Raw genomic sequence first — 12,112 nt, 5'->3', positions numbered from 1 at the left:
GCCCTGCCCCCGGCGCCCGCGGAACCCGAGGGCACCCCGCTCGACCTCGAGGACGAGGCCCTGCTCGCCGAACGCTATCCCCGGCTCTGGGAACGCTTCCGGGGCTGAGCCCGCCCGCCGGGTCCCGTCCGGGCCGGTCCGCTCAGTGGGCCGGGCCGCGGTCCTGGTTCAGCGCCTGGTGCAGCGGTGCCGCGTTCGCCCGGACGAGGGTGGACGCGGTGTGGGCCGCCGGGCCCAGGACGACGGCCGCGGCGGCGCACAGGGCCGTCCAGGAGCCTCGTACGGCGTCCGCCCAGGTCGTTCTCCGCGTTCTCCGGTCGTGGCTGTCGCTGTCGGTGCTCATCGGCCCGGCCTCCGGTCGGCTGCGGTACGGGGCGGCGGGGCGGCGGGCTCCGCGGCCCCCGCGATCCGGCTGTCCTCCTGCGGGGTGTCCCGGCCCTGCAGGCGGGCCGCGAGTTCCCGGATCTCCGGGAGGCGGGCGTGCAGGGCGGCGCCCGGGCAGCTGGTCATGTAGCCGTCGCTGTGGCCCGCGACGGCGGGCAGCGTGGCGGTGGTGCCCGCCGCGTACCGGCTGCCGCCGTTGCTGGAGACCAGTTGGACGTCGGCGCGCGGGTCGGTGCCGGACGTGCCGAGCTTCCAGGCGGTCAGCGCGGCGATCGCGTGCAGCATCTCGGGCGGCACGAAGACGCCGTCGGTGAAGGTGCCGAGCGCGGCGATGCCCGTGGTGCGGTGGTTGAAGCCCTGGGTGTGGGCGCCGGTGACGGGGCGGTCGGTGCCGCCCGCGCGGCCCTCGTAGATGGTGCCGCAGCGGTCGACGACGAAGTTGTAGCCGAGGTCGTCCCAGGCGCGGCCGAGGGTCTGGCCCTCGTACAGGTGCCGGATGATGCCGGGCGCGTCGGCGCAGTCGTAGTCGTTGGGCGAGTCGGTGTGGTGGAGGAAGACGGCGACGACCTCGTCGTCGTAGCGCGGGGGCGGCTGTTCGCGGGCGGCGTCGCCGAGCCAGGCCGAGCGCGGCACGACGGGCGGCCGGGGTGCGGAGTGGGCGGGCGGCGTGGTGCGCGCGGCGGTGCCGGCGGTGGACTCGGCGGCGTTCTCGACGCCGGCCGCGCACAGCACCAGGGCGACGGCGGCGGCGAGGCCCGGCAGGCAGCCGAGCGGCACCGTGACGGCCCTGGGCAGGCCGGGAGTGCGGGGCCTGCCTCCGGTTATCCGTGGGGGACGGCGCTTCCGCGCCCCCCGTGATCTTCTGGGGACACGCATGGTCCCACTGTGGGACCGATCCGCTCCGTCCGCGATACGGGGTGTGCCACCCGGTGGAACCATCGTCCGGGTCCGCGGCGTTCTCCCGGGTACACGCGCGCGTGGCCGCTTTCCCGCGGCCGTCCGCGCGCGTGGCTGATCACCGGGCCCCTCCCCCACGTATGGGGGTCCGAGAGAAAGGCGGCGTACGTGGACCTGCTCGACATCCTGCTGTTGCTGGTCGTCCTGGCCTACGCGGCGTCCGGTTACCGGCGCGGACTGCTGGCGGGCTGTGTGTCGCTGGCCGGTTTCGTGGGCGGTGCGGCCGTCGGCGTGTGGATCCTGCCCTGGATGATGGACCTGGTGACGCCGGGGACGACCCGGGCGACGGTGACGGCCGTGTTCACGGTGCTGCTGCCGGCCGTGGTGGGCCATGAGCTGGCGGGGCGGCTGGCGCTCAGGCTGCGGCGCGAGCTGGACCGGGGGCCGCTGAGGGTGGCCGACGGGATCGGCGGGGCGGTGGCCAACTCGGTGGCCGTGCTGATCGTGGCGTGGGTGGCCGCGAGCGTGCTGGGCGCCTCCTCCTCCCCGCTGGTCACGTCGGCGATCCGGGACTCACGGATGCTCGGCACGGTGCAGGACGTGATGCCGGACACCACCCCGGCATGGTTCTCGCGGGCCACCTCGGCGCTGACGGAGGCGGGTTTCCCGCAGGTCTTCAACCCGTTCGAGAACGAGTCGACCGCCGAGGTCGCCGAGCCCTCCGGCGACAGCGTCACGGCGGCCGCGACCCGGGCCGCCCAGCGCAGCACGGTGAAGGTGGAGGGCGTCGCGGGCCTCCAGGGCCGCGAGGGCAGCGGCTTCGTGTACGCGCGCGAACACGTGATGACCAACGCCCACGTGGTGGCCGGCATCGACGAGCCGACCGTGCGCGTCGGCGGGGTCGGGCGGGCGTACGAGGCGCGGGTGGTGCTGTTCGACCCGCAGAAGGACGTGGCCGTGCTGTACGTGCCGGAGCTGCGGGCGCCCGTGCTGCGGTTCGTCGACGACGCCGAGCGCGGCGACTCGGCGGTCGTCGCGGGCTACCCGCAGGACGGCGACCTGAACCTGCAGGCGGCCACGGTGGCGAGCCGGGTGCAGGCCAGGGGGCAGAACATCTACAACGACCGGACGGTCACCCGCGAGATCTACTCCATCCGCTCGACCGTCCGCCCCGGCAATTCCGGCGGGCCCCTGCTGACCACCGACGGCCGGGTGTTCGGCGTGGTGTTCGCCCGCTCCACCTCGGACGCCGAGACCGGCTACGTGCTGACGGCGGCCGAGGTGGCGGACGACGCCGAGCGCGCGGCGGACGCGACGGCGCCGGTGGACACGGGGGACCTGGTCACCTCGTAGGCGCCGCGGGCACCGGGGGACGCCGCGGGGCGCCGCGGCTCAGAGCAGGGACCGCCCCATCAGGACGTCGTCGACGTACGTCCCGTCGAGGCAGAACTCCTCCGGCTGCACGCCCTCCACGGCGAAGCCCTCGGACGCGTACAGCGCGCGGGCGGCGGTGTTGTGGCCGAGGACGCGCAGGGTGATGCGGCGGGCGCCCCGCCGGCGGGCCTCCGCCACGGCGGCCCGTACCAGGGCCCGGCCGGCCCCCTTGCCGCGCGCCTCCTCGGCGACGGCGAGACCGCGGATCTGCCGGACGTGCGCGTTGGACGCCAGCGGTGTGGGGAAGCCGAGCCGGACGTAGCCGACGAGGCGGCCCTCGTACTCGGCGACGAGGTGGTCGTCCGGACCGCACCGCTCGTGGAAGAAGGGGTCGTGCGGCTCCGGCGGCGGCGTGACCGCGTGCAGGAGGGACCAGGTCTCGCGGTCGAGGCGGGCCAGGTCCGCCTCGTCGTCGGGGCGGGCGGGGCGTATGGACGGCTCGGGCATGAGCACGACTGTACGTCCGGCGGGCGCCGCGCCGGGCGTGATTTCCGGGTGGCCGGGGGCAGGATGGGGGCCATGGAACATTCCCGCATCGCGGTGGCCGGCGCGTCCGGCCTCATCGGCAGCGCGCTGGTCCGGTCCCTGGCCGCGGACGGGCACGAGGTCCGCCGTCTGGTGCGGGGCGCGCCCCGGGCGGCGGACGAGGTCCGGTGGGACCCGGAGCGGGGATCCGTGGACGCCGCCGGGCTCGCCGGGTGCGACGCCGTGGTCAATCTGGCCGGGGCCGGGGTCGGCGACCGGCGCTGGACACCGGAGTACAAGGCGCGGATCCGGGCCAGCCGGGTGCGGGGCACGGCCGCGCTCGCCGAGGCCGTCGCCGGGCTGCCGGAGGACGTACGGCCCCGGGTGTTCGTGAGCGGCAGCGCGATCGGCTACTACGGCGAGACCGGTGACCGGGCGGTCGACGAGAGCGCGCCGGCCGGGGAGGGCTTCCTGCCGTCCCTGTGCGTGGAGTGGGAGGCCGCCGCGGCACCGGCGCGGGAGGCGGGCGTGCGGACGGTGTTCGCGCGGACCGGGCTGGTGGTGGCCCGCGGGGGCGGGGCGTGGAGCAGGCTCTTCCCGCTGTTCCGGGCCGGGCTGGGCGGGCGGATGGGCGACGGGCGCCAGTACTGGTCGTTCGTCGCGCTGCACGACGAGGTGGCCGCGCTGCGCCATCTGCTGGACACCGACGGGCTGTCCGGGCCGTTCAACCTGACCTCCCCGCATCCGGCGACCAACCGCGAGGTCACGGAGGCGATGGCCCGCGTGCTGCGCCGGCCGGCGGTGTTCACGGTGCCCGCGCCGGTGCTGCGGACGGTGCTCGGCGAGATGGCCGGGGATGTGCTGGGCAGCGCCCGGGTGCTGCCGGCACGCCTGCTGGAGTCGGGCTTCCGGTTCGCTTTCCCGGAGGTCGAGGAGGCGGTCAGGGCGGCGCTGTGAGCGTGCACGCGCGCGTGTGACCGCGGTCCGCCCGGCACTGATCCCCCTGCGACCACATCGTGCCCACCCGGCGCGCGTATGCGACCGTCGTGCGCCCGTGCTCTGTCGATGCGCGACTGACCGTGCCCGATCACGGCCTTAACCTCGACCAGAGCTCGGGTATCCCTGGGGCCTGTTGAGGGCATGACGTCTCCAGCGCCCGCGCAACCTCGAGGAGGGGCACGTGCTTGAGCCCACGTACCAGGCGGACGTCGTCGTCGTGGGAGCCGGGATCGCCGGACTCTCCGCGGCGCGACGACTGACCAGCGCAGGAGTCACCACCATGGTCCTGGAGGCCGCCCATGAGGTGGGCGGCCGCATGGCGACCGAGAAGGTCGACGGCTTCCGGCTCGACAGAATCGGGCAGTTGCTGTCCACGGCGTATCCCGAACTACGGCTGACCCCGGGCCTCGACGGGCTCGTCCTGCATCCCTTCGCGCCCGGCGTCCTGCTGCACAGCGACGGGCGTCACCACCGCGCGGGCGTGCAGACCGGCGCGCGGGGCGGAAGGGGCGCCAGGGGTGCCCGAAGCGCAAGGGGCGCACTCCATGTGGTGCGTGCCCTGGCGAGTTCCCCACGACCGGTCCCCGGTCCGAGGAGGCCGGTGGCCGTGCCCGGGCGGCAGGTGTCCGTACCGCGCAGCCGCACCGGCGCTCCGCTGGGCACGGCGGTCGACCAGGCCCGTCTGGGCGCCGCGTTCACGAAGCTGGCGGACACGCCCGTGGAACGGCTGCTGGCCCGGCCCGAGCTGCCCGCCGCCGAGGCCCTGGTGGCCCGGGGCCTGCCCGCCCGCACCATCGACGGCTTCCTGCGTCCGCTGCTCTCCGCCCTGCTGTGCGATCCGGACCTCACCACCTCCAGCCGGTGCGCGGACCTCGCGCTGCGGGCCTTCGCGAGCGGTCGGCTGTGCCTGCCGGAGGGCGGTGCCGAGGCGCTGCCGGAGCGGCTGGCCCGGACGCTGCCGCCGGGCACGGTGCACACGGGGGTCAGGGTCACCGCCGTGTCGACGACCTCGGTGACCACCGCGGAGCACGGCGAGTTCCGCTGCCGCGCGGTGCTGATCGCCACCGGTGCGCGAGCCGCCGCCGAGCTGCTGCCCGGCCTGCGCGTACCGGACTTCCGTCCGGTGACGGTGGTGCACCACACGGCCGACGAGCCGCCCGCGACCGGTACCTCGCTGCTGCTCGACGCCGACCGGGGCGGCCCGGTCGCCCACACGGCGGTGACCAGCCGGGTCGACCCGTCCCGCGCCCCGGCCGGCCGCACGCTGGTGTCCTCGACGGTCCTGGGCCCGCCCCAGGCCCAGGTGGACACGGCCGTACGCGTGCACCTGGCCCGGCTGTACGGGACGTCGACCGCGCGCTGGGAGACGCTCGCCGTGCACCACACCGCCGAGGCGGTGCCCGCCATGCGGCCGCCGCACGATCTGCGCCGTCCGGTGCGGCTGCTGGCGGGCCTGTACGTGTGCGGCGACCACCGGGACACCGGCACGGTCCAGGGCGCCCTGCACTCCGCCCACCGCGCCTCGGCCGCGATCCTCGCGGACCTGGGCGCGGACCGCCCCCTCCACACGGCGGACCCCCTGCCGACGGCACGAGCGGCCTGACGGCGGGCGGCCCGGCGTCCGCCCCGGCCCCGCCGGGGCGGACCGCGCGCCGCGCGGGTGGATCAGCCGTAGGCCGCGACCTTGTCGCGGTAGGTGCGTACGGGGGCCGCGTCGCGGTAGGGCTCCAGCCGGCGTTCGAAGTCCCGGACGTACTCCACCGCCCGCACCGAGCGCATCTCCGCCGCCTGTCCGGCCGCCTCGGCGGCGAGCTGGCAGGCCTGGTCGAGTTCGCCGAGGCCCAGGCGGGCGGTGGCCAGGACCACCCGGCAGAACAGGCGGCTGCGGGCGTAGCCCGGGGCGCGCAGTTGCAGGGAGCGCTCCGCGTGCTGGGCGGCGGCGCGGAACTGCTGGAGGTCCCGGTGGCAGTGGCCGAACTCGTCGGCGAGGTGGGCCTCGTCGAAGCCGCGCGCCCAGTGCGGCACCTCGTCGCCGCTGCGGGCGCTCTCCAGGGCGCGTTCGGCGCGCACCAGCGCGGCGGTGCAGGCGCGCACCTCGCCGAGCACCCCGTGCCCGCGCGCCTCGGCGGCGTGCAGCAGCGCCTGGACCACGGGCGGTGCGGAGCCCCCCGCGCCCTGCTGGGCGACCCGCGCGAGCTGGACGGCCTCCCGTCCGTGGCCGAGGTAGACGGCCTGCCGGCTCATGGTGACGAGCACGTACGCGCCGTAGGCCCGGTCCCCGGCCGCCTGCGCGAGCCGGAGCGCCTGCACGAAGTAGCGCTGGGCGAGCCCGTGCGCGGCGATGTCGTACGACGTCCAGCCGGCCAGCCGGGTCAGCTCGGCGGCGGCCGCGAACAGGCGCCGGCCGGTCTGCTCGCCGTAGGTGCCGCGCAGCATCGGCTCGCACTCGTGCTCCAGGTAGCGCACCAGGGCCTGGCGGGCGTGGCCGCCGCCGTAGGCGTCGTCGAGGGTGCGGAACAGCTCGCCGACCGAGCGCAGCGCGGCGATGTCGCCGCCGGTGACCCGCTGGCCGGGGCCGCGTTCGGCCGTACCGCGCCGGCGGGCGGCGATTTCCGGCGGGCCCGCGGGGCGGGGGGACGGACGGCCCTGGGCGGGGACGCGCACCGGCGGCTCGGCGCGGGCCACCTTCTCGTCCGCGCGGCCGATGAGCCAGTCCCGGCTGGGGACGACGAGCCCCGCGGAGGTGAAGGCGATCTTGCGCAGTTCGGCGTGGCTGCCGGAGTCCTTGCGCCACAGCCCGCTGACGATGTCGACGGCCTCCTCGGGGGTGGCGGCGAACTCCAGGCCCGCGTACACGGGGGCGCAGGCGTCCAGGCCGAGGTCCTGTGCGGTCAGGCGCCGGCCGAGGCGCCGGGTGAAGACCTCGGCGATGAGCGCCGGGGTGGTGCCCCTCGGCTGCTGTCCGCGCAGCCAGCGGGTGACGGACGTCTTGTCGTATCTCAGGTCGAGCCCGTGTTCGAGACCGAGCTGGTCCACGCGACGGGCGAGTCCCGCGTTGGAGAACCCCGCTTCTGCGATGAGCGCGGCGAGCTGTCGGTTGGGGGTGCGCTGCGCGGGTCGTTCCGTCATCTGCGGTGCGGTCTCCTGCCTTCCGGCTCACGGTGTGCCCGGATTGCCTGTGAGCAGCCCTTATGGCCTCATGGACGGCGCGAATGTAGCGGAGAGTAAGCACCCGGTCGCACACCTCGACAGTCATTCATCCGATCGTGTGAGGATTGATCCGAAAGCTGACGGGTGGCGGGCCGCCCGCCGGGCCGCCCCCGCACCCCCACGGCCGCCTCTCCCCGGCCGGCCGTACGGTCGTACAGTGGCGTGGGCGCGTTTCGCGCCTGACGACCTTCTAGGGAGGCGCTTGCCGTGAGTGAGTTGCGGTTCGTCCGGATGGGCTTCGGGGCCGAGGCCGTGGACTATCGGGTGGCCTGGGACGAGCAGCGCCGGGTGCACGCGGCGCGGTTCGCCGACGAGGTCCCCGACACCGTGATCCTCCTGGAGCACCCCCCGGTCTACACGGCCGGCCGGCGCACCGAGGACAGCGAGCGTCCCCTGGACGGCACCCCGGTCATCGACGTGGACCGCGGCGGCAAGATCACCTGGCACGGTCCCGGCCAGCTGGTGGGCTACCCGATCCAGAAGCTGCCCCGCCCGGTGGACGTGGTCGCGCACGTGCGGCGCCTGGAGGAGGCGCTGATCCGCACCTGCGCGGAGTTCGGCCTGGAGACCACCCGGGTCGAGGGCCGCAGCGGGGTGTGGGTCCTGGGCGACCCGGTCGAGCAGCGCCCCGCGCTCGGCGGCCTCGCCCTGGACCTCGACCCCCGCCTGAACGACGAGGAGTTCGACCCCCGCCTCAACGGCCCGGAGTACGCGCCGTCCAACGCCGGGCAGCGCCGCGAGGACCGCAAGATCGCCGCGATCGGCATCCGCGTGGCCAAGGGCGTCACCATGCACGGCTTCGCGCTCAACGTGAACCCCGACAACCAGTGGTTCGACCGGATCATCCCGTGCGGCATCCGCGACGCGGGCGTCGCCTCGCTCGCGGGCGAACTCGGCCGTGACGTGACGATCGAGGAGGTGCTGCCGGTGGTGGAGCGCCACCTGCGGGACGTCCTGGAGAACGCGGAGCTCAAGCCGAGGGTGATCGAGAAGACACCGGCCGCCTGAAACCGTCCGTCCGGCCATCAAATCCACGGGCGTACCCTTGAGGGCGCCGATGAATCAACGCTAGGGAGCCAGCCGTGTCCGCAGTCGCACCCGACGGACGCAAGTTGCTGCGCCTGGAGGTCCGCAACAGCCAGACCCCCATCGAGCGCAAGCCCGAGTGGATCAAGACCCGGGCGAAAATGGGTCCCGAGTACTCCAAGATGCAGAGCCTCGTCAAGAGCGAGGGCCTGCACACGGTCTGCCAGGAAGCCGGCTGCCCGAACATCTACGAGTGCTGGGAGGACCGCGAGGCGACCTTCCTCATCGGCGGCGACCAGTGCACCCGGCGCTGCGACTTCTGCCAGATCGACACCGGCAGGCCCGAGGCCCTGGACCGCGACGAGCCGCGCCGCGTCGGTGAGTCCGTGGTCACCATGGACCTGAACTACGCCACCATCACCGGCGTCGCCCGCGACGACCTGGAGGACGGCGGCGCCTGGCTGTACGCCGAGACCGTGCGCCAGATCCACGCCCAGACCGCGGGCCGCGAGGCCGGCCGCACCAAGGTCGAGCTGCTCGCCCCCGACTTCAACGCGATCCCCGAACAGCTCGAGGAGGTCTTCTCCTCGCGCCCCGAGGTCTTCGCGCACAACGTCGAGACGGTGCCGCGGATCTTCAAGCGGATCCGCCCCGGCTTCCGCTACGAGCGCTCGCTGAAGGTCATCACCGCCGCCCGCGACTACGGCCTGGTCACCAAGTCGAACCTCATCCTCGGCATGGGCGAGACCCGCGAGGAGGTCGTCGAGGCGCTCCAGCAGCTGCACGACGCCGGCTGCGAGCTGGTCACCATCACGCAGTACCTGCGCCCGTCCGTGCGGCACCACCCGGTGGAGCGCTGGGTGAAGCCGCAGGAGTTCGTGGAGCTGAAGGAGGAGGCCGAGCGGATCGGCTTCTCCGGCGTGATGTCCGGCCCGCTGGTCCGCTCCTCGTACCGCGCCGGCCGCCTGTACCAGATGGCGGTCGAGAAGCGGGGTGCGTACGTGGCGTCCCAGGCCGTCTGACGCGGCGTCACCCGCCCCGCCCCGCACCGGGCGGCACGGCGTGTGAATTCACGCACAAGGATCTACCCGCCAGTAATGGCCGAGAGTACGCGGTCCCGACCGTCCTCGCAGATGAGGGCAGCGGTCGGGGCCGCGTCGCCGTTCCGGCCCCGCCCACCGGGGCTTCATGCCTGTTTGACCGGTCGGTCACGCCCTGGTAACACCAATCAGTGACCCTGGAATCACGCCACGTACACCCGTACCCGGAGCACCGAGGGGGACCCTCCGTCATGCAGGCCGCTCCCGTCCGCGCCACCGCCATCCCGTCCTTCACCACCGCGCTGCGCGCCGTCGAGGCACTGCTCATGAGCGGCGGCCAGCGCACCGCCCGCCGCAACGCCTGGACGTCGGTGCTGGAGGACCGCCGTCGCGCCAGGGACCGGGTCGAGGCGCAGCGCGTCCTCGAGCAGACGACCCCGGTCCCGCCCCTGACCGTCCGTCCCTGACCGCCGCCTCCCGGCCCCGCCCCTGCCCGTTCCCCGCGGACACCGCCGTCGTCGGCGCTCCCGGGGGCACGTAGACTTCGTGACATGGCGAGGAAGGAAACCGCAGCGGACGCTGCGAACCCCGGGCGACTGAAGCAGATCGCCCTGACCTACAAGATGACCCGCAAGGCCGACAAGAAGATCGGTCTTGTGCTCGCGGCAGTCGGAATCGTCACCTTCGGTGTCTTCCTCGCGATCGGTTTCTTGATCGGTCACCCCATCTATCTCGGCATCCTGGGCTTCCTGCTCGCCTTCCTCGCGACGGCGATCGTGTTCGGGCGCCGGGCCGAGCGAGCGGCCTTCGGGCAGATGGAGGGCCAGCCGGGCGCCGCCGCGGCCGTGCTCGACAACATCGGCCGGGGCTGGACGACCACCCCCGCGGTGGCGATGAACCGCAACCAGGACGTGGTGCACCGCGCGGTCGGCAAGGCCGGCATCGTGCTGGTCGCCGAGGGCAACCCGAACCGGGTGAAGAGCCTGCTCGCCGCCGAGAAGAAGCGGATGAACCGCATCGTCGCGGACGTCCCGGTGCACGATCTGATCGTGGGCACGGGCGAGGGCCAGGTCGAGCTGAAGAAGCTGCGCACCACCATGGTCAAGCTGCCCCGCGTCCTCACCGGCCCGCAGGTCACCGCGACCAACGACCGGCTGCGCGCCCTGGGCGACCTGATGAGCAACATGCCGCTGCCCAAGGGGCCGATGCCCAAGGGCATGAAGCTGCCGAAGGGCGGACCGAGGGGCCGCTGATCCCCGTGGGTGACGGCCATGCGTCACGGCATACGTCGAGGGGGCGCCCGGAGTGATCCGGGCGCCCCCTCGACGTATGCCGTGGGCGGTGGGGGTCAGATCCGCACCTCGACCGTGCGGGCGAGCCGGTCGTGCAGGCCGCGGCCGTCGCGGTCCCAGACCAGGGCGGGGACGGCGAGGCAGAGCAGGGCCGAGCGCAGCAGGCCGCGGCCCGGGTGGACCTGGCCGGTGTCGAGGGCGACCACGCGCAGGCCGAACAGCCGCTTGCCGGGGGTGAAGCCGACCGTGCCGACGGTGAGGACGCTCAGCAGGAAGAACACCAGCAGCGCCCAGTTGCTCGTCGCCTGGCCGTAGCCGTCGGTGATGAGACCGTATGCGATCAGGACGCACAGGGACCAGTCCACGGCGAGGGCGCCGAGCCTGCGGCCCGGCCGGGCGATCGAGCCCGGCCCCTCCTCCGGCAGCCCCAGCTGCTCGCCCCGGTATCCGAACTCGGCACCGGCGTCCTCCATGGCCGCGCGCGGCCCGGACAGCCATGATCCGATTGCTTGCCTGTTGTCCACCCGTCCACGGTACTGCGCCCGGATATGACCGGGGGACGCAGGGGTGTCCGGGGGCTACCGTGGAAGAGGGGCCGGTTAACGCGTGCGAAACAAATGGGTCACGCCCGAGAAATGACCCGTCCCTAGGGTCGAGCGCAGCGTGTGCCACCCGCACTGGCCGCACGAACGATCTACCACCCCGGCGGGACGGTCGGGAGTAGGAGGAGCTGGATGTTCCAGAACGCCGACGAGGCCAAGAAGTTCATCGCGGACGAGGACGTCAAGTTCGTCGACGTCCGCTTCTGTGACCTCCCGGGTGTGATGCAGCACTTCACGGTGCCTGTCGACGCGTTCGACCCCGACGAGGAGCTGGCCTTCGACGGATCCTCGATCCGTGGATTCCAGGCCATTCACGAGTCCGACATGGCGCTGCGCGCGGACCTCTCGACCGCCCGTGTCGACCCGTTCCGCCGCGACAAGACGCTGAACATCAACTTCTTCATCCACGACCCGATCACGGGCGAGCAGTACTCCCGTGACCCGCGGAACGTGGCCAAGAAGGCCGAGGCCTACCTCGCCTCGACCGGCATCGCGGACACCGCGTTCTTCGGCCCCGAGGCCGAGTTCTACGTCTTCGACAGCGTGCGCTTCAGGACGTCCGAGAACGAGTCCTTCTACCACATCGACTCCGAGGCGGGCGCCTGGAACACCGGTGCGCTGGAGGACAACCGCGGCTACAAGGTCCGCTACAAGGGCGGCTACTTCCCGGTCCCGCCGGTCGACCACTTCGCCGACCTGCGCGCCGAGATCTCCCTGGAGCTGGACCGGGCCGGCCTGAAGGTCGAGCGCCAGCACCACGAGG

Annotated in this window: 13 protein-coding genes; 8 read left to right on the top strand and 5 right to left on the bottom strand. The window is 73.8% G+C overall.

Translation table 11 applies throughout. From position 1 onward, the window contains the following. Positions 1–142: 142 nt before the first annotated feature. Positions 143–343 carry a hypothetical protein gene (locus RIM90_RS10875; protein WP_309060415.1) on the bottom strand — a complete coding sequence of 67 codons (201 nt, stop codon included), beginning with the start codon at positions 341–343 and terminating at the stop codon, positions 143–145. Beyond that, positions 340–1,260 carry a peptidoglycan recognition protein gene (locus RIM90_RS10870; protein ID WP_375165427.1) on the bottom strand — a complete coding sequence of 307 codons (921 nt, stop codon included), beginning with the start codon at positions 1,258–1,260 and terminating at the stop codon, positions 340–342. The genes RIM90_RS10875 and RIM90_RS10870 overlap by 4 nt, the downstream gene beginning before the upstream one ends. Positions 1,261–1,449: 189 nt before the next feature. On the opposite strand from RIM90_RS10870, the gene RIM90_RS10865 reads away from it, so the two are divergent. Continuing rightward, positions 1,450–2,634 carry a MarP family serine protease gene (locus RIM90_RS10865; protein ID WP_309060414.1) on the top strand — a complete coding sequence of 395 codons (1,185 nt, stop codon included), beginning with the start codon at positions 1,450–1,452 and terminating at the stop codon, positions 2,632–2,634. Between the two features lie 39 nt (positions 2,635–2,673). Here RIM90_RS10865 and RIM90_RS10860 read toward each other — a convergent pair whose 3' ends face one another. Then, positions 2,674–3,162, bottom strand: coding sequence for a GNAT family N-acetyltransferase (locus RIM90_RS10860; RefSeq protein WP_309060413.1), 489 nt, complete (start codon positions 3,160–3,162; stop codon positions 2,674–2,676). A gap of 72 nt (positions 3,163–3,234) precedes the next feature. Between RIM90_RS10860 and RIM90_RS10855 the strand changes: the two genes are divergently transcribed. Both RIM90_RS10855 and RIM90_RS10850 read left to right on the top strand, forming a co-directional pair. After that, the gene (locus tag RIM90_RS10855; protein ID WP_309060412.1) at positions 3,235–4,137 is read left to right on the top strand and encodes a TIGR01777 family oxidoreductase; all 903 of its coding nucleotides are present in this window, start codon (positions 3,235–3,237) and stop codon (positions 4,135–4,137) included. A 223-nt stretch (positions 4,138–4,360) separates the two neighbouring features. After that, the gene (locus tag RIM90_RS10850; RefSeq protein ID WP_309060411.1) at positions 4,361–5,782 is read left to right on the top strand and encodes an NAD(P)/FAD-dependent oxidoreductase; all 1,422 of its coding nucleotides are present in this window, start codon (positions 4,361–4,363) and stop codon (positions 5,780–5,782) included. A gap of 62 nt (positions 5,783–5,844) precedes the next feature. Here RIM90_RS10850 and RIM90_RS10845 read toward each other — a convergent pair whose 3' ends face one another. Then, positions 5,845–7,308 (bottom strand): regulator, encoded by a 1,464-nt coding sequence (locus RIM90_RS10845; RefSeq protein WP_309060410.1) that lies wholly within the window; start codon positions 7,306–7,308, stop codon positions 5,845–5,847. A 288-nt stretch (positions 7,309–7,596) separates the two neighbouring features. On the opposite strand from RIM90_RS10845, the gene lipB reads away from it, so the two are divergent. From lipB to RIM90_RS10825, 4 genes are all read left to right on the top strand, one after another. Continuing rightward, positions 7,597–8,397, top strand: coding sequence for a lipoyl(octanoyl) transferase LipB (gene lipB, locus RIM90_RS10840; protein ID WP_309060409.1), 801 nt, complete (start codon positions 7,597–7,599; stop codon positions 8,395–8,397). A 74-nt stretch (positions 8,398–8,471) separates the two neighbouring features. After that, the gene (gene lipA / locus RIM90_RS10835) at positions 8,472–9,437 is read left to right on the top strand and encodes a lipoyl synthase (RefSeq protein WP_309060408.1); all 966 of its coding nucleotides are present in this window, start codon (positions 8,472–8,474) and stop codon (positions 9,435–9,437) included. Positions 9,438–9,706: 269 nt separating this feature from the next. Further along, positions 9,707–9,922, top strand: coding sequence for a hypothetical protein (locus RIM90_RS10830; protein WP_309060407.1), 216 nt, complete (start codon positions 9,707–9,709; stop codon positions 9,920–9,922). 84 nt (positions 9,923–10,006) lie between these two features. Next, positions 10,007–10,708 (top strand): DUF4191 domain-containing protein, encoded by a 702-nt coding sequence (locus tag RIM90_RS10825; RefSeq protein ID WP_309060406.1) that lies wholly within the window; start codon positions 10,007–10,009, stop codon positions 10,706–10,708. A gap of 95 nt (positions 10,709–10,803) precedes the next feature. Here the strand turns inward: RIM90_RS10825 and RIM90_RS10820 are convergent, their stop codons facing one another. Next, entirely contained in the window at positions 10,804–11,271 is a 468-nt protein-coding gene (locus RIM90_RS10820) for an RDD family protein (RefSeq protein WP_309060405.1), read from the bottom strand. 210 nt (positions 11,272–11,481) lie between these two features. On the opposite strand from RIM90_RS10820, the gene RIM90_RS10815 reads away from it, so the two are divergent. Then, positions 11,482–12,112 (top strand): glutamine synthetase beta-grasp domain-containing protein (locus RIM90_RS10815; protein WP_309060404.1); only part of this gene is annotated, 631 nt, incomplete at its 3' end.

The organism is Streptomyces sp. (assembly GCF_031181555.1).
GTDB classification, from domain to species: Bacteria; Actinomycetota; Actinomycetes; order Streptomycetales; family Streptomycetaceae; genus Streptomyces; species Streptomyces fimbriatus.
This window is presented reverse-complemented; position numbering and strand designations above follow the sequence as displayed.

Excerpts from the sequence above, each read along its gene's own strand:
- RIM90_RS10830 (WP_309060407.1), top strand. The coding sequence starts at position 9,707 with ATGCAGGCCGCTCCCGTCCGCGCCACCGCCATCCCGTCCTTCACCACC.
- RIM90_RS10845 (WP_309060410.1), bottom strand. The coding sequence starts at position 7,308 with ATGACGGAACGACCCGCGCAGCGCACCCCCAACCGACAGCTCGCCGCG.
- RIM90_RS10870 (WP_375165427.1), bottom strand. The coding sequence starts at position 1,260 with ATGCGTGTCCCCAGAAGATCACGGGGGGCGCGGAAGCGCCGTCCCCCA.
- RIM90_RS10875 (WP_309060415.1), bottom strand. The coding sequence starts at position 343 with ATGAGCACCGACAGCGACAGCCACGACCGGAGAACGCGGAGAACGACC.
- RIM90_RS10825 (WP_309060406.1), top strand. The coding sequence starts at position 10,007 with ATGGCGAGGAAGGAAACCGCAGCGGACGCTGCGAACCCCGGGCGACTG.
- RIM90_RS10860 (WP_309060413.1), bottom strand. The coding sequence starts at position 3,162 with ATGCCCGAGCCGTCCATACGCCCCGCCCGCCCCGACGACGAGGCGGAC.
- RIM90_RS10855 (WP_309060412.1), top strand. The coding sequence starts at position 3,235 with ATGGAACATTCCCGCATCGCGGTGGCCGGCGCGTCCGGCCTCATCGGC.